A 26,708-nucleotide genomic window follows, 5' to 3' on the forward strand; every position below is an offset into this window, starting at 1 on the left:
CGGGGTCTAACCAAGGAGGTCGTCCCGCGTCAGCGTGAAACCGGACGCGATCCAGCGCGCCTCAAGCGCCTTGAGCCGCTCGCCAAGCGCCGGGCCCGACAGCGCCGGCATCAGATCGCCCGCCGTCACCGGGAACTCGGCCGCGGCCCCTCGAGCAATGTCGTCCAGCGCACCGGGGGGTGGCGGCGTGGACAGTGCGGCCGCGCGCAGCAGCACCGCGTCCCGCGCATCCGTCAGCCCCAGGCGATAGCCCAGCGCGGCGGGGCCGTCGGGCCGGCCCATGGCGTCGTGCAGGCGCGCGAGCTTGCGGCCCTCGGCCTTGCTCAGGCGCAGCCGCTCGGCGTGGCACTCGCCGCCCAGGGCCGCCAGGCGGCGGATCGGGTCGGCGGCAAGACCCCAGCTGCGCTCCAGGTCGACCAGAGGCGCCAGAAGGTCGGGCGCCGCGCCGGGCAGGCTGTGGGCCAGGACGCCGCTCTGCGCCATGGCCCCCACGCTTTGGCCCGGATCGGGCGCGGACAGAAGCTTCTTGATCTCGGCACCCACCCGCTCGCGCGAAAGATGCGCGAGGCCATCGGCATTGGCGGCGCAGGCAGCAAGCCCATCGGGGTCGAGCCCGCCCCCGGGGTCGCCATACCAGGCATGGAACCGGAAAAAGCGCAGGATACGCAGATAATCTTCGCGAATCCGCGCGTCGGCATCGTCGATGAACCGCACCCGACGCGCGACGAGGTCGGGCAGCCCGCCGAGCGGGTCGATCACCTCGCCGGCGGGGGTGGCGTAAAGCGCGTTCATCGTGAAGTCGCGCCGGTGGGCATCCTCGTCGGCAGTCTCGGCGAATGCGACGACCGCGTGCCGGCCGAAGGTTTCGACATCGCGGCGGAAGGTCGTGACCTCGTGCGGCAGGTGGCCGGCGATCACCGTGACCGTGCCATGGTCGAAGCCGGTCGCCACGGCCTTCAACCCCGCCGCCTCGGCCAGTTCCATCACCCGGTCGGGCCGGGCGTCGGTCGCGATGTCGATATCGGTCACCGGGGCGCCCAGCAGCGCGTTGCGCACGCAGCCGCCCACGAACAGCGCGCGGTGCCCGGCGGCTGTCAGCATTCCGCAGACGGACTGCGTGTGATCGGCGAAGAACCACTCGCCCGTCACCCGCATCACACGGCCACCCGATCGGCCAACCCGCGCAGGATCCGCGCCGTCGCCCCCCAGATGTAGTAGGGGCCGTACGGAACGGTGAAATAATACCTGCGCTGCCCGCGCCAGAAACGCGACTGGACGGTGTAATGCGCGGGCGCCATCACATGGGCGAAGGGCACGTCGAACACCTCGTCCACCTCGCCGACCTCGGGCAGCCAGTGGAAGGCGTCACGCACGAAGCCCAGCACCGGCGTGACGGTGAAGCCCGTCACGGTTTCATGCGTGGGCAGTGTGCCCAGAACGTCGACCTGTCCAGGCGGCAGGCCGATCTCCTCGTGCGATTCGCGCAGGGCCGCGGCGACTGGGCCATCGTCGCCCGCATCGAGCTTGCCGCCCGGAAAGGCGATCTGGCCCGGATGATGCTTGAGACGCGAGGAGCGCTTGGTCAGGATCACCCGCAGGCCGCCCGGCCCCGGCGTCAGCGGGACAAGGACCGCCGCCGGGCGCAGAACCCGCCCCTCGGGCAAAACGAACCCGGGGTTCAGATCATGATCGGAGGTCGCGGGGGCCGGCCGCGCCAACGCCGCGCGCAGGTCCGCAATCGCGTCATCGGCCGGCATCGGGGCCCTTTTCCGCATCGAACCCCAAGGTCGCCGGGTCCATTTCGTAATGGGCGCCACAGAACTGGCAATCGGCGGTCACGATGCCGTCGTCGGTAGTCATGTGAGCGAGGTCCTTGGCCGAGTAGATCGACAGGCTCTGCCTCACGCGGTCCTCGGAACAGGTGCAGCCGAACTGCACCGGCTGAGGCTCGAAGACACGCGGCCGCTCTTCGTGGAACAGCCGCACCAGAAGCTCGGTCGGCTGCACCTGCGGGCCGATCAGCTCCGGGTCCTCGACGGTGTCCAGAAGCGTGTTCGCGCGGGTCCAATCCTCGGCCTCATCGCCTTCGAGAATGTCGTCGGCCTGCATGAGGCCATCGTGGCCGCTGCCGCCTTCGCTCGCGGCGGGCGTCGACGCCTCGGGCATAAGCTGCAGCATCACCCCGCCACCGCGCCAGCCCTCGGTCCGTCCGGGCAGCTGCTTGCGGCCGAAGCTGAGCGCGAAGCGGGTGGGCAACTGTTCGGACTGCGCGAAATAGGTCTCTGCGCAGGCCGAAAGCGATCCGCCCGAGATCGGCGTGATGCCCTGATAGGGCACCATGTCACGACCCTGATCGATCAGGATCGCGAAGTAGCCCTTGCCGATCTGTCCGAACGGGTCGGCCCGCGGCTCCAGCCGGTCCGCATCGAAACTGGCATAGGCGCGCACCCAGGCAGGCGCGCCGTCCTCGGCCGGGGCGTAGTAGTCGGTGGCGATCAGCCGGGCGGGCCCGTCGCCGCGCACCTGAAGCGAAAGTTTCCAGCGCAGCTTGATGGTCTGGCCGATCAACGCGGTCAGAAGCGCGGCTTCGGCCACCAGCGCCTCGATCTCTGGCGGGTAGCGGTGCTGGGCCAACACGTTTTCCAGCACCCCGTCAAGCCGCACGATCCGGCCGCGGATAGCGCTGCGGTCCAGCTGGAAGGGCAGGACGGTGTCGTCCCAGGCGATCTGCGATCCGAGTGACATGGGGTTTCCCTTGGCTCTGGGCCTTGGCATACCCGCCTTATATAGACGCGGTCCAGCGAGCACAAAGGGGCGGGCATGATCAGGCGATTCGGTGAACCGGTGCGCGCGGACAGGACATACCGCCTGCGGCCGGGCGCCTACGCGGTGCTCGCCCGCGGCCGGTCCCTGCTGATCACCCACCAGGACGAGCCGGTTCCGGAATATCAGTTGCCGGGCGGCGGAATCGACGCCGGCGAATCGCCGCTGACCGCGCTGCATCGCGAAGTGTTCGAGGAAACCGGCTGGCGCATCGATGTGACCCGCCGGCTGGGGGCGTTCCGCCGGTTCACCTACATGCCGGAATACGATCTCTGGGCGGAAAAGCTCTGCCGCATCTACCTCGCAAGGCCCGTGCGCGCCCACGGCGCCCCGACCGAGGCGGGGCATACCGCGCTCTGGATGCCTGCGGAAGAGGCGGTTGCGCGGCTCGGCAATGCGGGCGACCGGCATTTCGTCGCGCGGCTGCTGGGCCTCGCGCGCTAGCGGAACTCGAACAATACCGCCGAGATGTCGTCGGGGAAATCCGCCCCGCCGGCATACTTCGTCAAATCGGCAAGAAGCGCGTCGAAGAACGCTTCGCCGCGAATACCGGCGTTTTCACGCAGGATGCGCGCCAGCCCCTCTTCTCCGAGCTGTTCGTCCGACGGCGCGGCGCACTCGGTGATCCCGTCGGATGAGAACAGCACGCGATCGCCGGGGCCAAGCGTCACCTCCCCGGACTCGAACTCGGCATCGGGAATCAGGCCGATCGGCAACCCGCCCTTGCCCAGATACTCCACCGTCCCATCGGCGCGCTGCACGGCGGGGTAGGGGTGGCCCGCCTGGACGAAACGCATGTGGCCGCTGTCGAGCGCGACATGGGCGAGCAGCAGCGTGAAATAGTGCTCGGTGTCGAGTTCCTGAAGGAACAAGCGGTTCAGGTCGGCCGCGACCTCTTCGGGGGGACGGGCCCGGATACGGCCGTCGGGCTGCTGCACGATCGCCAGGTTCTGCTCGGCCGAAGATGACGTCAGGAAACCGGCCAGACGCGCGGTGACCATGGCCGAGCTGATGCCATGGCCGGAGACGTCGATCGAGAAAAGGCCGAGCTGGCCCTCGCCGGCGGGGAAGAACCCCACGAGATCGCCGCCGATGTGGCCGCAGGGCCGGAGCATCAGCGACACGTCCGATGACCCGAATCGGCGGAACCGTTCGCGCACGAGGGATTGCTGGAGTTTTCGCGCCTCGACGAGGTCGCGGTCGATCGCGTCATACAGGCTGCGCAACTCGCTCAGGGTCGACCGCATGATGCGGTTCTGTTCGCGCAGCTGGTGCTCCATCCGCAGGATGCGTTCGCCGGAGGCGATTCGCGCGCGCAACTCGTTGGCGTTGACCGGCTTGGTCAGGAATTCGTCCGCCCCGACATCAAGGCCATGCACCATCTCGCCGGTCTCGGACTTCGAGGTCAGAAGGATGAAATACCCGTAGCTGTCGCGCGGCAAATCACGGAAGGCCTGGCAGAATTCCGGCCCGTTCATTCCCGGCATCATCCAGTCGCTTATGATCAGGTCGACCGGCCGGTCGCGGCAGATCTCCAGCGCCTCCTCCGCCGTGCCGCATTCCACAACCTCGTATCCCCATCGCTCCAGCGAGGCGCGCAGGATGCGACGCTGCAGGCGGCTGTCATCGACCAGCAGGACAAGCCGCACCAGCGAGTGCGGCTCTTGCAGGAGATCGGACGGATCGGTCTGGGCGTTCACGGGTGTCCTTGCGCATCGTTCGGCCTCCCGGATACGGCCTCTCCCTTAACGCCCTATGAAAGATCGCTTTCGATCTTTTTTCTGCCTTGCGCCAAAGGCACCATTAAGGCCCGTCCCCTAGCGTTGGACTCCGAAGCGAGGGCTGTCGAAGGTGAATAGTGCGATGATTGACTGGACTCGAGTAGACGAACTGCGCGACGAAGTCGGCGAGGACGCGTTCGACGAGGTGCTCGATCTGTTCCTCGAAGAGGTGGACGAAGTGATGGAGCGCCTGGGTGACGCACCGGACCCCGCCTGTCTGCCGGCGGATCTGCATTTCGTGCGTGGCTCCGCCCTGAATCTCGGTCTCAAGGAGTTCTGCGCGATCTGCCAGGGGTTGGAGCATCGTCTGGCCCAGGATCAGCCGGTGGATCTGGGACTTCTGCTGGACTGCTATGCCGAGTCGAAGGCCACGCTCATGGCCGGGCGGTCGGCGGATACGAAGGTCGCCTAGATCAGGAATTCCGAGAGCACGACATCGTCGGTGATGTCGCGGAACACCAGGCCCCGCTCCCCCATCCGGGCGTAGAGCGCGGGCAGGTTCTCGGCACGCTTCGTCTCGATACCGATGAGAACCGTGCCGAAATTGCGCGCTGATTTCTTGAGATACTCGAACCGCGCAATGTCGTCCTCCGGCCCGAGCAGGTCGAGGAAATCGCGCAGCGCACCGGGGCGCTGCGGAAGGCGCAGGATGAAATACTTCTTGAGTCCGGTATGGCGCTGGGCCCGCTCCCGCACCTCGGGAAGGCGCTCGAAATCGAAATTGCCCCCCGACGTGACGCAGACCACGGTCTTGCCGGCGATCGCCTCGGCAAGCTCGGGCAGGACATCCACCGCCAGCGCGCCCGCAGGTTCCAGGACGATGCCCTCGACATTCAACATCTCGAGCATGGTGGCGCAAATCCGGTCCTCCGGCGCGCAAAGAACGTCTGCGCGGCCGGCCCCCCGAAGCGCGGCGAATGGGCGCTCGCCGATCCGCGCAACCGCCGCGCCGTCGACGAAACTGTCGACGCTGGGCAGCGCGACCGGTTGACCGGCCTCCAGCGCCGCGGTCAGCGAGGCGCCGCCCGCCGGCTCGACGAAACGCACCGACGTCCTGGGGGCCGTCTCGCGCAGGACCGACACGATGCCGGCAGCCAGCCCTCCGCCACCCACCGGCAGAATGACCAGATCGGGCGGGGCCTCCAGGGCATCGAGGATCTCGATGGCGACCGAAGCCTGCCCTTCGATCACGTCCGCATCGTCGAACGGCGCCAGGAAATGGCCCCCGCTCTCGGCGCAATAGGCCTGCGCCGCGGCCAGGGTGTCGTCGAAATAGTCGCCGGTCAGCGTGATCTCGACATTTTCGCCGCCGAAGCTCCGCGTCTTGTCGATCTTCTGCTGGGGCGTCGTCACCGGCATGAACACCACCCCGCGCACGCCGAAATGCCGGCAGGCGAAGGCCACGCCCTGGGCATGGTTGCCCGCGCTCGCGCAGACGAAGACGCCCTGGTCGGGCCGCGCCACCAACACCTTGCGCATCGCGTTGAAGGCGCCGCGCAGCTTGTAGGACCGCACGGGGGTGAGATCCTCGCGCTTGAGCAGGATCTCGGCCCCGTAGCGGGCCGACAGGTGACCGTTGCGCTGCAATGGCGTCGGCGGGAACAGCCCGCGCAGGGACGCCTCGGCCTTGCGGGCATGATCTGTGAATCCGGTCATGGGTTTCCATGTCGCGCGAAACGGCGCGCGAGGCAAGTCGGCCGCGGCCCGGCCCACCCTTGCCCCGCTGCCGAAAACCCAATAAACGCCGCCGGAACCACCCCCTTTATCCGGAGCGTTTCGCATGTCCGCGCCCAAGAAAGTGGTCCTGGCCTATTCCGGCGGCCTCGACACCTCGATCATCCTGAAATGGCTGCAGACCGAGTATGGCTGCGAGGTGGTGACCTTCACCGCCGATCTCGGCCAGGGTGAGGAGTTGGAGCCCGCCCGCCAGAAGGCCGAGATGATGGGCGTCAAGGAAATCTACATCGAGGATCTGCGCGAGGAATTCGTGCGCGACTTCGTCTTCCCGATGTTCCGGGCGAACGCGGTTTACGAGGGGCTCTACCTTCTCGGCACCTCCATCGCGCGGCCGCTGATCTCCAAGCGGCTGATCGAGATCGCCGCCGAAACCGGCGCCGACGCGGTGGCCCATGGCGCAACGGGCAAGGGCAACGACCAGGTGCGGTTCGAACTGGCCGCCTACGCGCTGAACCCCGACATAAAGGTCATCGCCCCCTGGCGGGAATGGGACCTGACCAGCCGGACCAAGCTGATCGACTTCGCCGAGAAAAACCAGATCCCGATCGCCAAGGACAAGCGCGGCGAGGCACCGTTCAGCGTGGACGCGAACCTTCTGCACACGTCTTCCGAAGGCAAGGTGCTGGAGGACCCGGCCGAAGACGCGCCCGACTACGTCTATCAGCGCACCTCCAACCCCGAGGACGCGCCGAACGACCCCGAATTCGTCGAGGTGATCTTCGAGGAAGGCGACGCCGTGGCGATCAACGGCGAGGCAATGTCGCCCGCCACGGTGCTGACCCGGCTGAACGAGTTGGGCGGCAAGCACGGCATCGGCCGGCTCGACCTCGTCGAGGGCCGATTCGTCGGAATGAAGTCCCGCGGCATTTACGAAACCCCCGGCGGCACCGTCCTGCTTGAGGCGCATCGCGGCATCGAGCAGATCACACTCGACCGGGGCGCGGCGCACCTGAAGGACGAGCTGATGCCGCGCTATGCCGAACTCATCTATAACGGCTTCTGGTTCAGCCCCGAACGCGAGATGCTGCAGGCGGCCATCGACCACAGCCAACAGCACGTCACCGGCACCGTGCGGTTGAAACTCTACAAGGGCGCGGTGCGCACGGTAGGCCGCTGGTCCGACCATTCGCTCTATTCCGAGGAGCACGTAACCTTCGAGGACGACGCGGGCGCCTACGACCAGAAGGACGCGGCCGGCTTCATCAAGCTGAACGCCTTGCGCCTGCGCCTGCTGGCAATGCGCAACCGGCGGCTGGGCTAAGGGCGGAGCCGAACCCTCGCCAATTGGTCGTAGTAGGGCCGAGCCGCCTCCGCGATCCGCGCGTAGTCCGGTGCGAGATCCGGAAGCGGGCCCTCCGGCCCCGCAAAGCCGGTGCTGCGATGCACTGCGCCGTACCAGACCGGCGCCCAGACGCCGTCCTCTGCGTGGCCCCCCGCGGGCCAGGACAGCATCGCCGGCGTGAACCCGATGTCCAGCGCGCTGCATAGTTTGTGCAGCATAGGCTCCGGGTTTGCCCGTATATCCGCGCTATCGATGACGATGGGAGTTATGCCGGTGCGCTGCGCCACCCGGTCGAACAGCTCCGCCTGCTGGACGAAGCCGATATCGGCCAGTCCGGCCGCCTCGTATTTCGCCGCGAAGCTGGCCAGAACGCGGGCCGGGTGGCGGATCAGGAAGACGTTCGTCACATCGTCCATCCAGTCGCGCGGGACGCCGTCAATCATGTGCTGGCACATGTGCTTCTGGTAGAAATGCGCCCGGCCCCCGGGCACGGGCCCGGCCAGCCGCGCGGCGACGCGGGCGGGGTCGGTCTCGCCGGCCGCAATGATCTCGTGCCGCATCGGGTGATCGAGGCCGGTCAGACGCAGATAGGCAGCGTAGAACGGCTCATCCCAGACCGCGCAATCGCCGCGCGCCGCTAAGGCGTACATCATCGCCGTCGACAGGTTGCGCGGCCCCGACCACATGGCAATGTGCATTGTCGCTCCCTCGCTTGACCGCGCCACCCTAGCCGCCCGGCCGTGTGTTACAAGCGGTCCCGCTTGCGTGAGGTCACGGCCTTGTGCGTTCCGCGCCGCCTCGGCCCCAGCCTATCTTCGATCCGCGAAAGGAGGCAGGACATGACGGTTTCCATCAATACGATCAAGCCGATGCTTCTGGTGGTCGCGATCGCGCTTGGGGTCGCGGCGGAATGCAAGCAGGCCCGCGCCGCCGACACGCAGACAGCCATCGTGGCCGGCGGCTGCTTCTGGTGCGTCGAGGCGGATTTCGAGAAGGTGAAGGGCGTGACCGAAGTCGTCTCGGGCTATACCGGAGGCACGGTTCCGAACCCGACCTACAAGCAGGTCACGCGCGGCGGCACCGGCCATTACGAGGCCGCCCGCATCACCTATGACGCCGAGCAGATCAGCTATGACCAGATCCTGTCGCTGTTCTTCCGCTCGATCGACCCGACCGATGCCGGAGGACAGTTCTGTGACCGCGGCGACAGTTACCGGACGGCGATTTTCGTCTCTGATCCGGCCCAAAAGCGTGCGGCCGAGGCCGCCAAGGCCCAGGCGGAATCGGCCTTGGGGCGCGAGATCGTGACCCCGATCCGGCCCGCCGCGGAGTTCTATCCCGCCGAGAACTACCATCAGGACTATTACAAGAGCCGCGAGCGCACCCTGACCCGGTTCGGAGTGAAGACCAGGGCCGAGGCGTATGACCTCTACCGCAAGGCCTGCGGACGCGACGACCGCGTGCGCCAACTCTGGGGTGACCGCGCTCCGTTCGCCGGGAGCTAGGCACTGGCCAGAAACGCCTCCACCTCGGCGCGGTCCGGCATCGCATCCGCGGCTCCGGGCCGCGTTACCTGCAGGGCGGCCGCCGCCGCGGCGTAACGCAGCGCGTCGCGCGGCACGGCGCCCGAGTCCAACGCGGCCGCCAGCGAACCGATGAAGCAGTCGCCCGCCCCCGTCGTGTCGACCGGCGTCACCGCGCAGGCCGGAACCGAGATCTCCTCGAAGCCCGACCGCCACTCCGCGCCCCGGGCGCCGTGGGTGATGACAAGGTCCGGGCCGCTGAGCGGGCCCAACGCTCCAGCAAGCTGCCCTGCCTCCACAGCGTTCAAGGCCAGCAACGAGACATGAGGCAACACCGCACGCACCGCCTCCGCGTCGAAGGGCGCGGCGGAGTAGACCACGCGCAGCCCCTTGCCCGCCGCCAGTCGCGCCGCCTCCACCTGCGCCGATGTCTCGTTCTGAACCAGCAGGGTATCGCCCGGCCCCGCCCGGGCCAGCGCCGCCTCGATACGGGCCATGTCCTGCCGGAGATTGGCGCCGGGATAGATCACGATGGCATTCTCGCCATCGGGCGCGACCTGGATGATCGCATGCCCCGTCGGCGCCCCGTCACGCGCGACGTGGGAAACGTCGATGCCGAACGCGGCCAGTCGCGCAACCGCCCAATCCCCGTCGGGACCGATGGCGCCCAGGTGGACGACCCGCGCCCCCGTCCGGGCCGCCGCCACCGATTGGTTGGCGCCCTTGCCGCCGAGGCCGCTGTACAGCTCGACTGCGGCAATGGTCTCGCCCGGCGCGACCAGATGCGGAACCGAATAAACGTGGTCCGCATTGATCGAGCCGAGGCAGTAGACCGCCACTAGCCGACCTCGCAGGCCGCGAGCAGCGCCATGTTCACGATGTCGTTCACCGTCGCAACGGTCGAGCAAACCTGGATCGGCTTGTCGACCCCGGCCAGGATCGGGCCGATGACCGTGGCCCCGGCCATTTCCTGCATCAGCTTGACCGAGATCGAGGCCGAATGCCGCGCCGGCACCACCAGGATGTTGGCCGGGCCCGACAGCCGGCAGAACGGGTATTTCGCCATCGCCGAGGGGTTCAGCGCAACCTCGACGGTCATCTCGCCGTCGTATTCGAAATCGACCCCGCGCGCATCCAGCACCTGCGGCGCCATGTGCATCTTGGTCGCCCGTTCGGAGACGGGGTAGCCGAAGGTCGAGAACGACAGGAACGCCACCCGCGGCTCCAGCCCAAGGCTGCGGGCCACGGCAACGGCACGCTCGGCGATGGTGGCCAGGTCTTCGGGCTCGGGCCATTCATGCACAAGCGTGTCGGCCACGAAGACGATGCGCCCCTTGTGCAACAGCGCCGTCACGCCAACCGCCCCGTCCTCGGCGCGGGCGTCGAAGACATGGTTGATGAGTTTAAGCACGTGGGCCGATTTCCGCGTCGCGCCCGTGACCAGCGCATCGCCATGGCCATGGGCCAGCATCAGCGACGCGAAGACATGCCGATCGCGGGAGGCCAGCCGGTGGATGTCGTGCGTGTCGAAGCCTTTGCGTTGCAGCCGTTGGTAAAGGAACGACCGATACGCCTCTAGGTGACGGGTGTTGGCGGCGTTGACCACCTCGATCTCGCGATAGGCATCGCCCAGACCCGCCTGTTCCAGCTTGTCCTTCACGTCATGCTCGCGGCCGACGACCAGCGCCTTGCCGTAGCCCGCGCGCTGATAGCTGACGGCGGCGCGCAGCACGCGCTCGTCGTCGCCCTCCGCAAAGATCATCCGCGCCTGCGCCGCCTTGGCGCGCGCCGCGATCCCCGACAGGACCGAGGCGGTGGGATCCATCCGCGCCTTGAGCGTATGCCGGTAGCCATCCATGTCGACGATGGGTCGGCGCGAAACGCCGGTCTCCATCCCCGCCTGCGCCACCGCCGGCGGGATCGTGTAGATCAGCCGCGGGTCGAACGGCGTCGGGATGATGTAGTCCCGCCCGAAAGACAGCTTCCGACCATAGGCCATGGCGACCTCGTCAGGCACGTCCTCGCGGGCGAGCGCGGCCAAAGCCTCGGCGCAGGCGATCTTCATCTGGTCGTTGATCGCACGCGCGTGGATGTCGAGCGCGCCGCGGAAGAGGTAGGGAAAGCCGAGGACGTTGTTTACCTGGTTCGGGTAGTCGCTGCGCCCGGTGGCCACGATCGCGTCGGGCCGGACCTCGTGGGCCTCTTCCGGCGTGATCTCGGGGTCGGGATTGGCCATGGCGAAGATCACCGGGTTGTCGGCCATGGACTTGACCATCTCGGGCGTCACCGCCCCCTTGACCGACACCCCCAGGAACACGTCGGCGTCCTTCATCGCGTCTTCCAGCGTGCGCGCGTCGGTATTCGCAGCATGGGCCGACTTCCACTGGTTCATGCCCTCGGTGCGGCCCTGGTAGATCACGCCCTTGGTGTCGCAGGCGATGCAGTTGTCATGCCGCGCCCCCATCGCCTTGATCAGTTCCAGGCAGGCGATGCCCGCAGCCCCCGCCCCGTTCAGCACGATGCGGCAGTCCTCGATCTTCTTGCCGCTGAGGTGCAGCGCGTTGATCAGCCCGGCCGCACAGATCACCGCCGTCCCGTGCTGGTCGTCGTGAAAGACGGGAATGTCCATCTCTTCCTTGAGCCGCTGCTCGATGATGAAACATTCCGGCGCCTTGATGTCCTCGAGGTTCACGCCGCCGAAGGTCGGCCCCATCAGCTTGACCGCCCGGATGATCTCCTCGGGGTCCTCGCTGTCGAGTTCGATATCGATGGCGTTAACGTCGGCAAAGCGCTTGAAGAGCACGGATTTGCCCTCCATTACCGGTTTGGCCGCCAGCGCGCCGAGGTTACCGAGGCCGAGGATCGCCGTGCCGTTCGAGACGACGGCCACCATGTTGCCCTTGGTGGTGTAGTCGTAGGCGGTCTCGGGGGAATCCGCGATGGCCTGCACCGGCACCGCGACCCCGGGGGAATAGGCCAGGCTCAGATCGCGCTGGGTGGTCATCGGCTTGGAGGCGACCAGCTCGTATTTGCCCGGCATGGGTTCGAGGTGATAGCTCAGGGCCTCTTCCGGCGTGATTCTCGACTTGTCGGACATACGGTCGGTCTCCTCCTGTCAGGCTTGCCGTTTATCCTTCCCCGCGCCGCGCCTCAATAGACGAGGATTTCGCGCTTTCGCGCGATCCCCGGCATTTGTAAGGTCCGCCGGGCAGATCGGAACGGGGGAGCAGCGTGAGCGGGCATTCGGCATCCGTGACGCCGATGATGGCGCAATACCTCGAGATCAAGGAGGCCCATCCCGGTGCGCTCCTGTTCTACCGGATGGGTGACTTCTACGAGATGTTCTTCGACGACGCGGTCGCGGCGGCCGAGGCGCTCGATATCGCCCTGACCAAGCGCGGCAAGCATCAGGGCCAGGACATACCGATGTGCGGCGTCCCGGTACAGGCGGCCGAAAGCTACCTGCTGTCTCTGATCCGCAGGGGGTTCCGGGTCGCGGTCTGCGAACAGCTCGAAGACCCGGCCAAAGCGAAGAAGCGCGGCTCCAAGGCCGTCGTGAAACGCGATGTGGTGCGCCTGGTAACGCCGGGCACGCTGACCGAGGACTCCCTGCTGGAGGCGCGGCGACACAACTTCCTCGCGGCGTTTTCCGAGGTCCGGGGGGCGGGGGCGCTTGCCTGGGTTGATATCTCGACCGGCGCGTTCCGCGTGATGGAGTGCCCGCCGGTGCGTCTGGGCCCGGAACTGGCGCGGCTGACCCCGCGCGAGTTGTTGCTGAGCGAGGCGCAAGAGGCCGATTGGGCCGAAACAGTCACTGAATCCGGCGCCGCGCTCACCCCGCTGTCGCGCGCGAGTTTCAACAGCGCGTCGGCCGAAGCGCGGCTGGGCGGGGTGTTCGGCGTCGAGACGCTAGACGGGTATGGCAGCTTCTCGCGCGCCGAACTGTCCGCCATGGGCGCCATCGTCGACTACCTGGACATCACGCAGAAGGGCAAGCTGCCGCTGCTGCGCCCGCCGATGCGCGAGTCCGCCGGCGGGACGGTTCAGATCGACGCCGCCACGCGGCGGAATCTTGAATTGACCGCAAGCCTGTCGGGCGGCCGCGACGGCAGCCTTCTGGGCGCCATCGACCGCACGGTGACCGCGCTCGGCGCGCGTCTGCTCGAGCGGCGCCTTTCCAGCCCGTCGCGCGATCTGGACACCATCCGCGCGCGTCTCTCGGCGGTTCGGGCGCTGGTGGAGGATGCGACGCTGTGCGACGCCCTGCGTGACGCCCTGCGGAAATGCCCCGACATGGACCGGGCGCTGTCGCGCCTCGGGCTTGACCGCGGCGGGCCGCGGGACCTTGCCGCCATCCGCAACGGGCTGGCCCAGGCCGCTGCCGTGGCCGACCGGCTGACTGGCGAGCTTCCCGCAGCCATTGCGGAGGCCCGGTCGGCGCTGCTGGGCCATGACGCCCTGCGCGACCTGCTCGACGCGGCGCTGGTCGCCGAGCCACCGATACTGGCGCGCGATGGCGGGTTCATCGCGGCCGGACACGACCCGGAGCTCGACGAAGCGCGCACGCTTCGCGACGAAGGCCGAGGGGTCATCGCCGGGATGCAGGCCGATTTCGTCGAGACGACCGGGATCGGCTCACTCAAGGTGAAGCACAACAACGTGCTGGGCTATTTCGTCGAGGTCACCGCGACGCATGCCGACAAGATGCTGTCGCCGCCGCTGTCCGAACGGTTCATCCACCGTCAGACCACGGCGAACGCCGTGCGCTTCACGACCGTGGAGCTTTCCGAACTGGAAACGCGCATTCTGAACGCCGGCAATCGCGCGCTGGAAATCGAGAAGCGGTTGTTCGACCGGTTGCGGGACGCGGTTCTGGCCGAGGCGGGACCGGTGGGACAGGCCGCCTCGGCGCTGGCCGAGATCGATCTGGCCGCCGCGCTGGCCGATCTCGCCCGCGGTGAGAACTGGTGCGAGCCGTCGGTGGATGACAGCCGGGCCTTCGCGATCGGCGGCGGGCGGCACCCGGTCGTGGAACGCGCGCTGCGCCAGCAGGGCGGCGCCCCCTTCATCGCGAACGATTGCGCCTTGGCGGACGGCTCTGACGGCGCGGCGATCTGGCTGTTGACCGGCCCCAACATGGCGGGCAAATCGACCTTCCTGCGCCAGAACGCACTGATCGCACTGCTCGCCCAGGCCGGCAGCTTCGTGCCCGCGGCACGGGCGCATATCGGCGTGGTCTCGCAGATCTTCAGCCGGGTCGGCGCCTCCGACGATCTGGCGCGCGGACGGTCGACCTTCATGGTCGAGATGGTCGAGACCGCGGCGATTCTGAACCAGGCCGACGACCGGGCGCTGGTGATCCTAGACGAGATCGGCCGCGGCACGGCGACCTATGACGGTCTGTCCATCGCTTGGGCGACGCTGGAACATCTGCACGACACGAACCGCTGCCGCGCGCTCTTCGCCACACATTACCATGAGCTTACTGCCTTGGCGCACAAGCTGGTCGGGGTGGAGAACGCCACGGTTGCGGTGAAGGAATGGGAGGGCGACGTCATCTTCCTGCACGAGGTGCGGCAAGGCGCGGCCGACCGGTCCTACGGGGTTCAAGTCGCACGCCTGGCTGGCCTGCCGGAAACCGTGGTGGAGCGCGCGCGGATCGTTCTTGAAGCCCTGGAAAAGGGCGAACGCGAGGGCGGCCAGCCGCAGAAGGCGCTGATTGACGATCTGCCGCTGTTCAGCGCCGCCGCGCCCCCGCCGCCATCCAGTCAAGCGCCGCGGTCAACCCTCGACGAAAAGCTCGCCGGGGTTCACCCCGACGAGCTGACGCCGAAAGAGGCGCTGGAACTGATCTACGAGTTGAAGGGCCTGTCGGACTAGGACGCTGGCGTCGACGAGACGCCGACCTGCGCGGGTCTCAGCAGCCGGTCGTGCAGCATGAAGCCCACCGCCATCACCTGGATGATCTCGCCCGCCTTGGTGTCGGGCACCGGCGCCTCGAACATCGCCTGGTGAAGCTGCGGATCAAAGCTGTGGCCGACCTCGGGCGCCACAGGCTCGATCCCGTGCTTCGAGAAGACGTTCAGAAGCTCGCGCAGGGTCAACTCCACCCCTTCGAGGAACGCCTTCTGCGCCTCGCGCTGCTCTTCGGTGACGACGTCGAGCGCGCGCGACAGGTGATCATAGACCGGCAGCATGTCACGCGCCAGTTTGGAGCCGCCATACTGCTCGGCCTCGCGGCGGTCGCGATCTGCCCGCTTGCGCGAGTTCTCGGCATCGGCCAAGGCCCGCATGAACCGGTCGCGCAACTCGTCGCGCTCGGCCCGCAGCGCCTCGATCTCTTCGGCCGTCATCGCTCCCGGATCGGGGGCGGCGTCCGCACCCGCCTCGTCGGCCAGGTCCTCGATATCGATATCGCGTTTCTCAGGTTCTGCCATTCTCTACCCCTTGCCGCGGTCGGAGATCAGCTTCCCGACCAGCTGGGCCGTGTAGTCGACGATTGGCACGATCCGCCCGTAGTTCAGGCGGGTCGGCCCGATCACGCCCACGGCGCCGATGATCTTTCGGTCAGCGTTCATATATGGAGAGACGACCAAAGAGGAACCCGAAAGTGAAAAAAGCTTGTTTTCGGAGCCGATGAAGATGCGCACCCCCTCGCCTTCCTCGGCGAGTTCCAGAAACTCGATGATGTCGCGCTTGCGTTCCAGGTCGTCGAAGAGCGAGCGAATGCGGTCGATCTCTTCGGCTTCGGCGCTTTCGGCCAGCAGGTGAGACCGGCCGCGGACGATCAGCCGTTCATGCGGCTCGCCCTCGTTTTCCCACACGGCCAGCCCCGATTCGACCATGGTGCGCGCCAGGTCGTTGAGTTCCTGACGCCGCCGTGCGATCTCGACCTGCATCACGTCGCGCAGCTCGCTCAGCGTCTTGCCCTCGGCCAGCGCGTTTAGGAAGTTCGCCGCCTCCCGCATCGAGGCCGGTGTCTGGCCCGGCGCCGGGTGAAACAGGCGGTTCTCGACATGGCCGTCGGCAAAGACCAGAACGGTCAGCGCGCGGTCGGGCGCCAGGCTGACGAATTCGATGTGCTTGATTGGCGCCTCGTGCTTGGGGGCGAGCACCAGGCTTGCCCCCTGTGTAACCCCGGACAGGGCGCCGCCGATCCGGTCGAGCATCGCGCCCACGTCCGGCTCATTGCTGCCGAGCGTGGCGTCGATCTTCTCGCGGTCCTCCAGTTCGAGGTTCCGCACCTCCAGCAGCCCGTCCACGAACATCCGCAGGCCCAGCTGCGTCGGCATGCGCCCGGCCGAAATGTGCGGGCTGTCGAGCAGGCCCAGGAACTCCAGATCCTGCATCACGTTGCGGATCGTCGCCGCGCTGACCTTCTCGCTCATGGTACGGGTGAGGCTACGCGAGCCGACGGGATCGCCGGTCGCCAGATAGCCCTCGACCACGCGGCGGAAGACTTCGCGCGAGCGGTCGTTCATCTCTTCGAGAAGGCTCTGGGTCTCGGTCACGTGGTCGTCGTCTCCGGAAAGGCGAGGCCATTAAAGACGAGTGTCGGGGCCAGTCAATCGGGCTTGCATCGCCGGCACGGGCATGGGAGCAAAGCGCCGGACCCGAGAGAGGAGTTGCCATGCGCCCGTCTGGCCGTGATGTAAGCGAAATGCGCCCGGTTTCAATCGAGACGGGTGTGACGAAACATGCCGAAGGCTCGTGCCTCGTCCGCATCGGCGACACGCATGTTCTGTGCACTGCGTCGCTGGAAGAGCGGGTGCCGCCCTTTCTCAAGAATTCCGGCCTCGGCTGGGTGACGGCCGAGTACGGCATGCTGCCGCGCGCGACCAACACGCGGATGCGACGCGAGGCGACAGCCGGCAAGCAGGGCGGCCGCACCGTCGAGATTCAGCGCCTGATCGGACGTAGCCTGCGCGCTGGTCTCGACCGCGTGGCGCTGGGCGAACGCCAGATCACCGTCGATTGCGACGTGATCCAAGCCGATGGCGGCACCCGCTGCGCGGCGATCACCGGCGGCTGGGTGGCGCTCAGGCTTGCGGTAAACAAGCTGATGAAGGCGGGCGACGTGCTGTCGGACCCGCTGGTCGATCATGTCGCAGCGGTGTCCTGCGGAGTCTATGCGGGCCAGCCGGTCATGGATCTCGACTATGCCGAGGACAGCGAGGCCGGCGTCGACGGCAATTTCGTCATGACCGGCGGCGGCCGGATGATCGAGGTGCAGATGTCGGCCGAAGGCGCGACATTCTCGCGTGCGCAGATGGACCAGTTGCTCGGCCTCGCCGAAGCGGGTGTTTCTCAACTTGTCGCGGCGCAGAAGGCAGCGGTCGGGGGCTAGGCGATGCGCCGTTTCACGGGTGACCGGCTGCTGGTGGCGACGCATAACCGGGGCAAACTCGAAGAGATCGCGCATTTACTGGAGCCGCACAGGGTTGCGGTCGTCGGCGCCGCCGAAATGAACCTGCCCGAGCCCGCGGAAACCGAAACCACGTTCATCGGCAATGCCCGGATCAAGGCGCACGCCGCGGCGCGGGCGACGCGCCTGCCCGCGCTCGCCGATGACAGCGGCATCTCGGTCGATGCGCTGGATGGCGCACCCGGGGTTCATACCGCGGATTGGGCCGAAACAGGGTCTGGCCGCGACTTCGAGATGGCGATGCGGCGCGTCTGGGACGCGTTGCAGGCCAAGGCCGCGCCCGAGCCCCGCACCGCGCGGTTCACCTGTACCTTCGTGCTGGCCTGGCCCGACGGCCATGACGAGGTATTCGAAGGCGAGATCCCCGGGCGGATCGTCTGGCCGATGCGGGGCGATCAGGGCCATGGCTACGACCCGATCTTCCAGCCCGAAGGCTATGACCTGACCTTCGCCGAGATGGACCGCTGGGAAAAGAACCGCATCAGCCACCGCGCCCGCGCCTTTGAGAAACTGGTGCAGGTCTTTGACCGCTAAAGACTGGCAGGCGGGCGGCTTCGGGCTCTACATCCACTGGCCCTACTGCCTCGCGAAATGTCCCTATTGCGATTTCAACTCGCATGTGGCGACGCGGGTCGACACCGTCCGCTGGCAAGACGCCTATCTTTCCGAGATCCGCCGGATCGGCGCCGAAACCGGGCCGCGCACGCTGAACTCGGTATTTTTTGGCGGCGGAACCCCCAGCCTGATGGACGCGGACCTCGTCGCGGCCATCCTAGACACGGTGCGCGGAACCTGGCCGCACGCAAACGACATGGAGGTGACGCTCGAGGCCAACCCGACCTCGGTCGAGGCCGGCCGCTTTGCCGGCTATCGCGCCGCCGGAGTCACCCGCGTTTCTCTGGGCGTGCAGGCCCTGAACGACGCTGACCTCAGGCGGCTGGGCCGGATGCATAGCGCCGCCGAGGCCCACGCTGCCTTCGAGATCGCCCGGCGCCATTTCGACCGGGTGAGTTTCGACCTGATCTACGCCCGCCAAGACCAGACCGCCGAGGACTGGCAACGCGAATTGCGCGAGGCACTGGCGATGTCGGTCGATCACCTCTCGCTCTATCAGCTCACGATCGAGCCCGGCACCGCCTTCGGCGACCGTCATGGGCGCGGGCTGCTGCGGGGCTTGCCCGATGACGACCGTGCAGCGGACCTTTATGCCCTGACGCAGGAGGTTTGCGCGGCGGCGGGCCTCCCGGCGTACGAGGTGTCGAATCATGCCCGCCCAGGGGCGGAGTCTCGTCACAACCTGATCTACTGGCGGTCAGGCGACTATGTGGGCGTCGGACCCGGCGCCCATGGCCGGCTGACGCTGAACGGCACCCGATGGGCGACCGAGACACCGCATAGCCCCGAGGCATGGCTGGACAAGGTGGCGCGAACCGGGTCGGGTGAAACGGACCGCCAAGGTCTGACCGCCGAGGACCGTGGGACCGAATACCTGATGATGGGCTTGCGGCTGCACGAGGGCGTTTCGCTCAATCGCTATCGGCGAATTACGGGCGACGCCTTAGATGGAAACAAAATCAATGAGTTGCAGAACATGGGCCTTCTGTGTGCCAAGGCGGACACACTCCGCGCTACCGAAGACGGCCGGGCGGTTCTGAACGCCGTGCTCCGGACGCTCCTACTGCGCTGAGGCCCACTTTACCGGGCGGCGCTGAGCGTGGCGCAAAGCGTGTCGAGATCGTCAAGACTGCGGTAGGCGACCACAAGCCGCCCCGACCCGTCCGGCGCATGGTCTATCGTCACCGTCATGCCCAGATTGGCCGACAGATCCTGCTCCAGCGCGCGCGTATCGGCATCTTTTTCGCGCGGTTTCGGCTGGCGCGGCGCGCGTTTCTCCGCTCCGGCCTGTTTGGCCAGCTTCTCGGTCTCGCGCACGGAAAGCTGACCTTTGATGACCTTACGCGCCAGAAGTCCCGGGTCGTCCGTGGTGATCAGGGCCCGCGCATGACCCGCGCTTAGCCGGCCCTGCCGGATGTGGTCCAGCACATCGTCGGGCAATTGGAGGAGGCGTAAAAGGTTCGCGATGTGGCTGCGGCTTTTTCCAAGCGCGGCGGCGAGCTTGTCCTGGGTATGCCCGAACCGGTCCATCAACTGGCGATAGCCCATCGCCTCCTCCACCGCGTTCAGATCCGCGCGCTGGATGTTCTCGATGATCGCGATCTCGAGCACCTCGATGTCGTCGAGTTCGCGAACGAGTACCGGCACCTCGTGGCGCTGCGCGATCTGCGAGGCCCGCCACCGGCGTTCGCCGGCCACGATCTCGTAACGGCCTTCGCTGCGCTTGCTCGGGCGCACGATCAGCGGCTGGATCACGCCCTTTTCGCGGATCGAGTTCGCAAGCTCCTCCAGCGCCTCGTCGGAAAACTGGCGCCGCGGCTGATCGGGGTTCGGTTCGAGCAGATCGAGCGCGACGGTCTGGTCGGCCTTGGCGCGCGGTTCCTCGCCCTTTTCCGGCGCCGGTTCGATCTGCACATCGGCCATCAGGGCCGAAAGCCCCCGGCCCAGCCCGCGTTTGCCCGTCTTGTTCGTCGTCATCGCGCCCTCCCCCACCTAGGCCCCGACCGCCAGCTCGACGCCCAGCATCTCGCGCGCAAGGTCACGATAGGCCTGCGCGCCCTTCGACATCGGGTCATAATCCAGCACCGACATCGCGAAGGATGGCGCCTCGCTTACACGGACGTTGCGCGGGATCACCGTCTTGAACACCAGATCGCCAAGATAGGCCCGCGCATCGGTTTCCACCTGCTGCGCCAGGTTGTTGCGGCGATCCGACATGGTCAGAACCACACCCTCGATCCGAAGGTCGGGATTCGCTGTCTGGCGAAGCTCGCGGATGGTCAGCATAAGTTGCGACAGCCCCTCGAGTGCGAAAAACTCGCTTTGCAGCGGCACAAGCACGGAATGCGCCGCCACCATGGCGTTCACCGTCAACAGGTTGAGCGACGGCGGGCAGTCGATCAGCACGAAATCGAAGGCGTACCCATCGATCGCGGGCTGGCGCAGCGCGTCATGCAGCAGGAAACTCCGCTTTTCGTTCGACACCATTTCGATGTCGGCCGAGCTCAGATCGGTGGTCGCCGGCGCAATGCGCAGCCGCTCGATCTCGGTCTCCTGGATGATATCCGAAAGCGGCGCCTCCTCCAGCAGCAGATCGTACGTGGTTTTCGTGCGCTGGTCGGTTTCGACGCCCAGCCCGGTCGAGGCGTTGCCCTGCGGGTCGATATCCACGATCAGCACGGTCTTGCCGAATTCCACCAGGGAAGCGGCCAGATTGATCGCGGTGGTGGTCTTGCCGACACCGCCCTTCTGATTGGCCACGGCGATGGTTTTCGGCCCCTTGGGACGCGTGGGATCAGACACGGAAGATGCCTCCGAGTTTCAGAATGACAGCCTGGGGATCGGTCTTGCTGTGAATTTTCTGAACGTCGAAGCGCCAGGATGCAAGTGCCGCGTCGAGTTCTGCGGCATGACGCGCGCCCTTGGGGAACAGCGCGACGCCGCCGGGCCGCAAGTGGCACTCGGCAAAGCCCAGAAGCACCGGCAGCGGCGCAAGCGCCCGGGCCGACAGGACATCGGCCCCGAGGGGCGCGACATCCTCGATCCGAATCGCGTGAACTTGCGCGTTCTCCAAATCAAGCTCTCGGATCGCCGTCGTCAGGAAGGCCGCCTTACGCTTGTCGCTCTCGATCAAGGTCATCTTCATCGCTGGCGCCTTTTCCACGGCCATGATGGCGATCACGAGACCAGGGAATCCGCCGCCGCTGCCAAGATCGGCCCAATGGACCGCCTCGGCGGGCGCAAGGTCGAAAAGTTGCACGGAATCAAGAAGGTGCCGCGTCTCCAACTCGTCCAGCGTGGCCCGGGACACCAGGTTGATAGCCGGATTCCACCGCCTCAGAAGCGTCGCGAACTGTTCCAGCCGCCGCGATGTTTCACGTGAAACGTCCGGCCAGATCGCGGCCAGATCGCTCATGCCGAGCGCCTCTCCATCTGGCGCAGCCTTGCAAGGATCAGCGTCAGCGCTGCCGGCGTCACCCCATCGATGCGAGCGGCCTGCCCGAGCGTTTCGGGCCTGGAGGCGCCCAACTTTCCTTTCAGCTCGTTCGATAGTCCGTCGATACCATCATACGGAAAGTCGTCGGGCAAGCGCAGTGCCTCGTCCCGCCGCATCGCCTCGACATCTTGCGCTTGGCGCCGAATGTAGTTGGCATAAAGCGCATCCCGTTCAAGTTGGGCACGTGTTTCGTCATCCACCGACGACAGCGAAGCATCCAACGCGAGCAGCTCGCCGAAGCCGACTTCAGGGAACGCAAGCAGGTCGAACCCGGTGCGCCTCTGGCCATCGGCGTTAACCTTGATCCCCGCCTCGGTGATCTGCCGGGGAGTCAGCGACATCGCGTCGAGCTGCGCCCGGGCCGCGTCGAGACGTTCCAGCTTGTCCCGGAACACGGCGGCGCGCGCCGGCCCGACGCAGCCGATCTCCAACCCAAGGGGCGTCAGCCGCTGGTCAGCGTTGTCTGCGCGAAGCGACAGCCGAAACTCCGCCCGCGAGGTGAACATGCGATACGGCTCGCTCACGCCTCGGGTCACGAGATCGTCGATCATCACTCCGATATAGCTGCTCGTCCGGGTGAACACGATCGGGTCGGCGCCCTGCACCTGTCGGGCCGCGTTCAGCCCCGCCACAAGACCTTGGGCCGCGGCCTCTTCATAACCGGTCGTGCCGTTGATCTGCCCCGCCAGGAACAAGCCGGGGACCTCGCGCAGTTCGAGCGTCAGGCGCAACGCGCGCGGATCGACGTAGTCGTATTCGATGGCGTAGCCCGGCTGCAGGATGACGGTCTGCTCCAAACCTTCGATCGATCGCACATAGGCGGCCTGCACGTCCTCTGGCAACGAGGTCGAGATGCCGTTCGGATACACGGTGGGATCATCCAGCCCCTCGGGCTCCAGAAAAATCTGGTGGGAGTCCTTGTCGGCGAACCGCACGATCTTGTCCTCGATCGACGGGCAATAGCGCGGCCCCACCCCGTCGATACGCCCGCCGTACATCGCCGATTTTCCGAGGTTTTCCCGGATTATGTCATGGGTGCGCGCATTCGTATGGGTAATACCGCACGCGACCTGCGGAACCGCCACGCCCCGCGACAGGAACGAAAACAAGACCGGCGCATCATCCCCTGGTTGGCGCCCGACGCGCGCCCAATCGATGGTGTTGCCGTCGAGCCGGGGCGGTGTGCCGGTCTTCAATCGTCCAAGCGGAAGACCGAACCCGTCGATCCGCTCGGCCAAACGGGTGGAGGGCTTGTCCCCCATCCGACCACCGGCAATCTTGCGCTCGCCGATATGGATGACGCCACGCAGGAACGTGCCCGTCGTCAGCACAACGCTGTCGGCCGGGATGTCGACACCATCGGTCAAGCGCAGGCCAGTCACCCGGCCTGCGTCCTGCAACACGTCCGCGGCCTCCCCTTCAATGACAGTCAGGCCCGGTTGGGCGGACACGGCCTCTTGCACGGCCTGGCGATAGAGCTTCCGGTCCGCTTGCGCCCTCGGCCCTTGGACCGCCGGGCCCTTGCGGCGATTCAACAGACGAAATTGAATGCCGGCGCGGTCGGCCGCCCGCGCCATCACCCCGTCCAGCGCGTCCACCTCGCGGACCAGGTGCCCCTTGCCCAGCCCGCCGATCGCGGGGTTGCACGACATGATCCCGATCGCCTCGCGCCGCAGCGTGACCAAGGCCGTCCGCGCGCCAAGACGCGCCGCGCCGCACGCTGCTTCGACCCCAGCATGGCCGCCCCCAACGACAAGCACATCGAATGACGGATGTTTCACGTGAAACACTCCTCATTTTCCAAGGCAAAAGCGCGCGAAGATCTCATCCAGCACATGCTCCACATCGATCCGCCCCACCAGCGCGTCCAAGGCGCGCACAGCACGGCGCAGATGCTCTGCCGCAAGATCCACGGTTTCCATCCCTTCGGATACCTGATTCTGAGCCCTTCCGATACCTTCCAACGCACTAAGCATTGCCTGCCGATGGCGTTCGCGAGTCGCCGTTTCCGCCCGTGCGGCACGGCTTTCGAGAACGGAGGTAATGCGCGCAACCAACTCCGCAACTCCGGCGCCCGTCCTACCTGACACCGTCAAGCCCGTCCCCCGACCCAGGTCCGCCTTCCCTTGCACCACGATGTCATCGGCCTCCAGTACCAGGTCCTGCGTCATGTCACCCCCGCTCAGCAAGAACACGCGCAGGTCCGCCGCGCGGGCGCGTTCCACCGCGCGGGCGATGCCGATCGATTCGATGGCATCCCTGCTTTCGCGCAGGCCCGCGGTATCCAGAATCGTAACCGGCAGACCGTGAAGATCCATTCGCACCTCGATCACGTCGCGCGTCGTGCCGGCATGTTCCGAGGTGATCGCCGCATCCCGCCCCGCCAGATGGTTCAAAAGCGTCGATTTCCCCGCATTCGGCGGGCCGACAATCGCCACCTCGAACCCTTCCCGAATACGTTCCGCAGCGGCGACTCCGGCGATCTCGGCCTTCAAGCCCGCGGCCACCTCCTCCAGCAGCACAGAGACCTCGGGCGTGACATCAACCGGTACATCCTCGTCGGCGAAATCGATCGTCGCCTCCAGTAGCGCAGCCGCCCGGATCAAGCGGTCGCGCCACGCATCGACCTTTTCGCCCAGCGCGCCCGAGAACACCCGCAGCGCCTGGCGTCGCTGCGCCTCCGTCTCTGCCTCCAGCAAATCGCCGAGCCCCTCGATCTCGGCCAGATCCAGCACCCCGTTCGCCAGCGCGCGCCGCGTGAACTCTCCCGGTTCGGCCAGCCGAAGCCCCGCGATCCCGCCAAGCGACCGCAACACGGCCGAGACCGTCGCGGGGCTGCCGTGGCAATGGAGTTCGACGACGTCCTCTCCGGTAAAACTGGCCCCCGCCTCAAACCGGACCACCAGCGCCTCGTCGAGCAGATCGCCCCCCGCATCCCTCAGCCGGCGAAGTCCCGTCCGCCGGGGTGGCGGAAGCGTGCCGCACAGAGTTTCTGCGGCGTCAGCGGCCCGCGGCCCGGAAACCCGGATCACCGCAACGCCGGCTTTCCCGCGCGCCGAGGCCAAGGCAAAGATCGTGTCCACCTTTCATCTCCGGACGTCGCCGCGTCAGGTGTTCATCGAATCGAAGAATTCCGAATTCGTCTTTGTCTGCTTGAGCTTGGAGATCAGGAAATCGATCGCGTCCGTGGTTCCCATGGGGTTCAGGATGCGGCGCAGGACGAAAGTCTTCTGCAGATCGCCCTTGTCGATCAGCAGGTCTTCTTTCCGCGTGCCGGACTTCAGGATGTCCATCGCCGGGAAGACGCGCTTGTCCGCGACCTTTCGGTCCAGAACGATTTCGCTGTTACCCGTGCCCTTGAACTCCTCGAAGATCACTTCGTCCATCCGGCTGCCGGTGTCGATCAGCGCGGTCGCGATGATGGTCAGCGATCCGCCCTCTTCGATGTTCCGCGCCGCGCCGAAGAACCGCTTGGGCCGCTGGAGCGCGTTGGCGTCCACGCCGCCGGTCAGGACCTTGCCCGAGGACGGGACGACCGTATTGTAGGCCCTACCAAGTCTTGTGATGGAATCAAGCAATATAACCACATCTCGCTTATGCTCGACCAAGCGCTTGGCCTTTTCGATCACCATCTCGGCAACGGCGACGTGCCGCGTGGCCGGTTCGTCGAAGGTCGAAGAGATCACCTCGCCCTTCACCGAACGCTGCATGTCGGTCACTTCCTCGGGGCGCTCGTCGATCAGCAGGACGATCAGGTAGCATTCGGGGTGGTTCGCCTCGATCGAGTGGGCGATGTTCTGCAAGAGCACCGTCTTGCCGGTCCGCGGCGGGGCCACAATCAGAGAGCGCTGCCCCTTCCCGATCGGTGCCACCAGATCGATAATCCGGGCCGAGCGGTCCTTGATCGTGGGATCCTCGATTTCCATTTTCAGCCGCTCGTCAGGATAAAGCGGCGTGAGGTTGTCGAAGTTTATCTTGTGCCGCGCCTTCTCGGGCTCCTGGAAGTTGATCGCGGTGACCTTCGTGATCGCGAAATACCGCTCGTTCTCGCGCGGGGCCTGCATCACGCCTTCCACCGTGTCGCCGGTGCGCAAGCTGTGCTGGCGGATCATGTCGGGCGAGACGTAGATGTCGTCCGGCCCCGGAAGGTAGTTTGCCTCGGGCGAGCGCAGGAAGCCGAAGCCGTCCTGCAAGACTTCCAGAACGCCATCGCCCGAGATCTCCCAGCCGTCCTCGGCCCGTTCCTTCAGGATGGCGAACATCATGTCGCCCTTGCGCATCGTCGAGGCGTTCTCGATCTCGAGCTCCTCGGCCATGGAAAGGAGATCCTTGGGGCTCTTGGCCTTGAGATCGGCAAGGTTCAGGCGGTCTTGGGTCATGGGAGAACTTATCAGAAACAGGGTGCCTCAGGCGGCACGGCTTGAAGAAGGGCGGAAAATCAACGGGCCGGACGGCCCGTGCTGACCTCGCTCAATAGGCTTGTGCGGACCGCGAGTCAATCGCTCAGAACTTGAACACCACCGAGAACACGATGACCAGCATAAGAAGCGTCGGCAACTCGTTCATCATCCGATAGGTGCGGCCGCTGCGTGTATTCGTGCCCGCAAGGAATTCCTTCCGACGCAGACCCAGCCACATGTGGAACCAGGTCATCGCGATGACCCCGACCCCCTTGGTGTACGGCCAGATCGTATCCCAGGCGACGATCCCGGGAGTGAAGACAAGCGCCAGCCCGAAGATCCAGACCGCGATGATCGAGGGATTCATGATGTAGCGGTAGAGCTTCATCTCCATGATCTTGAAGATCTCGTCGGTCTCGCTGCCGACGCCCGCCTTTTCGACATGGTAGACGAATATCCTTGGCAGGTAGAACAACCCCGCCATCCAGGTCAGCACGGCGATGATGTGCAGCGTTTTCATCCATGGATAGAGATACGCAAGGAACTCGCCCATTCTTCGTCACTCCCGCTCTCAACGCTGCACGGCCCCCTTCTAGAACAAGAAAATAAGGAAAGGAAAGATGATG

General features: G+C 66.4%; 25 protein-coding genes. 8 read left to right on the forward strand and 17 right to left on the reverse strand.

Annotated elements, in window-relative coordinates; translation table 11 throughout:
• Window positions 1–6: 6 nt before the first annotated feature.
• Genes BUR28_RS13040 through BUR28_RS13050 form a run of 3 tightly spaced genes read right to left on the reverse strand, consistent with a single transcriptional unit; the run spans window position 7 to window position 2,745 of the window.
• On the reverse strand, window positions 7–1,155 hold the full coding sequence (locus tag BUR28_RS13040) for a CCA tRNA nucleotidyltransferase (RefSeq protein WP_074220520.1): 1,149 nt from the start codon (window positions 1,153–1,155) through the stop codon (window positions 7–9).
• Window positions 1,155–1,775 (reverse strand): CoA pyrophosphatase, encoded by a 621-nt coding sequence (locus BUR28_RS13045; RefSeq protein ID WP_254813746.1) that lies wholly within the window; start codon window positions 1,773–1,775, stop codon window positions 1,155–1,157. Before BUR28_RS13045 ends, BUR28_RS13040 begins: the two co-directional genes overlap by 1 nt.
• Window positions 1,744–2,745 carry an Hsp33 family molecular chaperone HslO gene (locus tag BUR28_RS13050; protein WP_074220522.1) on the reverse strand — a complete coding sequence of 334 codons (1,002 nt, stop codon included), beginning with the start codon at window positions 2,743–2,745 and terminating at the stop codon, window positions 1,744–1,746. Before BUR28_RS13050 ends, BUR28_RS13045 begins: the two co-directional genes overlap by 32 nt.
• A gap of 75 nt (window positions 2,746–2,820) precedes the next feature.
• Here BUR28_RS13050 and BUR28_RS13055 point away from each other — a divergent pair, with 75 nt between their 5' ends.
• A complete protein-coding gene (locus BUR28_RS13055) occupies window positions 2,821–3,267 on the forward strand; it encodes an NUDIX hydrolase (protein ID WP_074220523.1) in 447 nt (148 codons plus the stop codon).
• Here the strand turns inward: BUR28_RS13055 and BUR28_RS13060 are convergent.
• On the reverse strand, window positions 3,264–4,523 hold the full coding sequence (locus BUR28_RS13060) for a PP2C family protein-serine/threonine phosphatase (protein ID WP_254813747.1): 1,260 nt from the start codon (window positions 4,521–4,523) through the stop codon (window positions 3,264–3,266). The genes BUR28_RS13055 and BUR28_RS13060 overlap by 4 nt on opposite strands.
• Window positions 4,524–4,686: 163 nt before the next feature.
• Between BUR28_RS13060 and BUR28_RS13065 the strand changes: the two genes are divergently transcribed.
• Window positions 4,687–5,016 carry an Hpt domain-containing protein gene (locus BUR28_RS13065; RefSeq protein WP_074220524.1) on the forward strand — a complete coding sequence of 110 codons (330 nt, stop codon included), beginning with the start codon at window positions 4,687–4,689 and terminating at the stop codon, window positions 5,014–5,016.
• On the opposite strand, the gene ilvA is transcribed toward BUR28_RS13065, so the two are convergent.
• Entirely contained in the window at window positions 5,013–6,260 is a 1,248-nt protein-coding gene (gene ilvA / locus BUR28_RS13070; protein WP_074220525.1) for a threonine ammonia-lyase IlvA, read from the reverse strand. The genes BUR28_RS13065 and ilvA overlap by 4 nt on opposite strands.
• 124 nt (window positions 6,261–6,384) lie before the next feature.
• Here ilvA and BUR28_RS13075 point away from each other — a divergent pair, with 124 nt between their 5' ends.
• Window positions 6,385–7,602, forward strand: coding sequence for an argininosuccinate synthase (locus tag BUR28_RS13075; protein WP_074220526.1), 1,218 nt, complete (start codon window positions 6,385–6,387; stop codon window positions 7,600–7,602).
• Here BUR28_RS13075 and BUR28_RS13080 read toward each other — a convergent pair.
• Complete coding sequence (locus BUR28_RS13080) at window positions 7,599–8,321, reverse strand: sulfotransferase-like domain-containing protein (protein ID WP_139307574.1); 723 nt, start codon at window positions 8,319–8,321, stop codon at window positions 7,599–7,601. The two genes, BUR28_RS13075 and BUR28_RS13080, sit on opposite strands and share 4 nt — an antisense overlap.
• Window positions 8,322–8,462: 141 nt before the next feature.
• On the opposite strand from BUR28_RS13080, the gene msrA reads away from it, so the two are divergent.
• Window positions 8,463–9,128: a peptide-methionine (S)-S-oxide reductase MsrA gene (msrA, locus tag BUR28_RS13085; RefSeq protein WP_074220527.1), complete on the forward strand. Its 666-nt coding sequence runs from the start codon at window positions 8,463–8,465 to the stop codon at window positions 9,126–9,128.
• On the opposite strand, the gene BUR28_RS13090 is transcribed toward msrA, so the two are convergent.
• Window positions 9,125–9,985 carry a ribokinase gene (locus BUR28_RS13090; RefSeq protein WP_074220528.1) on the reverse strand — a complete coding sequence of 287 codons (861 nt, stop codon included), beginning with the start codon at window positions 9,983–9,985 and terminating at the stop codon, window positions 9,125–9,127. The genes msrA and BUR28_RS13090 overlap by 4 nt on opposite strands.
• Window positions 9,985–12,243 (reverse strand): NADP-dependent malic enzyme, encoded by a 2,259-nt coding sequence (locus BUR28_RS13095; protein ID WP_074220529.1) that lies wholly within the window; start codon window positions 12,241–12,243, stop codon window positions 9,985–9,987. The genes BUR28_RS13090 and BUR28_RS13095 overlap by 1 nt, the downstream gene beginning before the upstream one ends.
• Window positions 12,244–12,407: 164 nt before the next feature.
• On the opposite strand from BUR28_RS13095, the gene mutS reads away from it, so the two are divergent.
• Window positions 12,408–15,026 carry a DNA mismatch repair protein MutS gene (mutS, locus tag BUR28_RS13100; protein WP_074221651.1) on the forward strand — a complete coding sequence of 873 codons (2,619 nt, stop codon included), beginning with the start codon at window positions 12,408–12,410 and terminating at the stop codon, window positions 15,024–15,026.
• On the opposite strand, the gene BUR28_RS13105 is transcribed toward mutS, so the two are convergent.
• Together BUR28_RS13105 and hrcA are read right to left on the reverse strand one after the other, a co-directional pair.
• Complete coding sequence (locus tag BUR28_RS13105) at window positions 15,023–15,583, reverse strand: nucleotide exchange factor GrpE (protein ID WP_074220530.1); 561 nt, start codon at window positions 15,581–15,583, stop codon at window positions 15,023–15,025. The two genes, mutS and BUR28_RS13105, sit on opposite strands and share 4 nt — an antisense overlap.
• Before the next feature lie 3 nt (window positions 15,584–15,586).
• The gene (gene hrcA / locus BUR28_RS13110) at window positions 15,587–16,627 is read right to left on the reverse strand and encodes a heat-inducible transcriptional repressor HrcA (protein ID WP_371441618.1); all 1,041 of its coding nucleotides are present in this window, start codon (window positions 16,625–16,627) and stop codon (window positions 15,587–15,589) included.
• A gap of 149 nt (window positions 16,628–16,776) precedes the next feature.
• Here hrcA and rph point away from each other — a divergent pair, with 149 nt between their 5' ends.
• From rph to hemW, 3 genes are read left to right on the forward strand one after another with little or no spacing between them, the layout of a single operon-like run.
• Window positions 16,777–17,493: a ribonuclease PH gene (gene rph / locus BUR28_RS13115; protein WP_074220532.1), complete on the forward strand. Its 717-nt coding sequence runs from the start codon at window positions 16,777–16,779 to the stop codon at window positions 17,491–17,493.
• A 3-nt stretch (window positions 17,494–17,496) separates the two neighbouring features.
• Entirely contained in the window at window positions 17,497–18,105 is a 609-nt protein-coding gene (rdgB, locus tag BUR28_RS13120) for an RdgB/HAM1 family non-canonical purine NTP pyrophosphatase (RefSeq protein ID WP_074220533.1), read from the forward strand.
• On the forward strand, window positions 18,095–19,258 hold the full coding sequence (gene hemW, locus BUR28_RS13125; RefSeq protein ID WP_074220534.1) for a radical SAM family heme chaperone HemW: 1,164 nt from the start codon (window positions 18,095–18,097) through the stop codon (window positions 19,256–19,258). The genes rdgB and hemW overlap by 11 nt, the downstream gene beginning before the upstream one ends.
• Window positions 19,259–19,266: 8 nt before the next feature.
• Here hemW and BUR28_RS13130 read toward each other — a convergent pair whose 3' ends face one another.
• The 7 genes from BUR28_RS13130 to BUR28_RS13160 all read right to left on the reverse strand — a co-directional run bounded on the left by BUR28_RS13130 (window position 19,267) and on the right by BUR28_RS13160 (window position 26,635).
• Entirely contained in the window at window positions 19,267–20,163 is an 897-nt protein-coding gene (locus BUR28_RS13130) for a ParB/RepB/Spo0J family partition protein (protein WP_074220535.1), read from the reverse strand.
• A gap of 15 nt (window positions 20,164–20,178) precedes the next feature.
• Window positions 20,179–20,988 carry a ParA family protein gene (locus tag BUR28_RS13135; protein ID WP_074220536.1) on the reverse strand — a complete coding sequence of 270 codons (810 nt, stop codon included), beginning with the start codon at window positions 20,986–20,988 and terminating at the stop codon, window positions 20,179–20,181.
• Complete coding sequence (gene rsmG, locus BUR28_RS13140; RefSeq protein ID WP_074220537.1) at window positions 20,981–21,601, reverse strand: 16S rRNA (guanine(527)-N(7))-methyltransferase RsmG; 621 nt, start codon at window positions 21,599–21,601, stop codon at window positions 20,981–20,983. Before rsmG ends, BUR28_RS13135 begins: the two co-directional genes overlap by 8 nt.
• Window positions 21,598–23,463 (reverse strand): tRNA uridine-5-carboxymethylaminomethyl(34) synthesis enzyme MnmG, encoded by a 1,866-nt coding sequence (gene mnmG, locus BUR28_RS13145; protein ID WP_074220538.1) that lies wholly within the window; start codon window positions 23,461–23,463, stop codon window positions 21,598–21,600. The genes rsmG and mnmG overlap by 4 nt, the downstream gene beginning before the upstream one ends.
• 12 nt (window positions 23,464–23,475) lie before the next feature.
• Complete coding sequence (gene mnmE / locus BUR28_RS13150; protein WP_074220539.1) at window positions 23,476–24,765, reverse strand: tRNA uridine-5-carboxymethylaminomethyl(34) synthesis GTPase MnmE; 1,290 nt, start codon at window positions 24,763–24,765, stop codon at window positions 23,476–23,478.
• A 24-nt stretch (window positions 24,766–24,789) separates the two neighbouring features.
• The gene (gene rho, locus BUR28_RS13155) at window positions 24,790–26,061 is read right to left on the reverse strand and encodes a transcription termination factor Rho (RefSeq protein WP_074220540.1); all 1,272 of its coding nucleotides are present in this window, start codon (window positions 26,059–26,061) and stop codon (window positions 24,790–24,792) included.
• Between the two features lie 124 nt (window positions 26,062–26,185).
• Window positions 26,186–26,635, reverse strand: coding sequence for a CopD family protein (locus BUR28_RS13160; protein WP_074220541.1), 450 nt, complete (start codon window positions 26,633–26,635; stop codon window positions 26,186–26,188).
• Between the last annotated feature and the right edge of the window lie 73 nt (window positions 26,636–26,708).

The sequence above is a fragment of the Rhodovulum sp. ES.010 genome (assembly GCF_900142935.1).
Lineage (GTDB): Bacteria > Pseudomonadota > Alphaproteobacteria > Rhodobacterales > Rhodobacteraceae > Rhodovulum.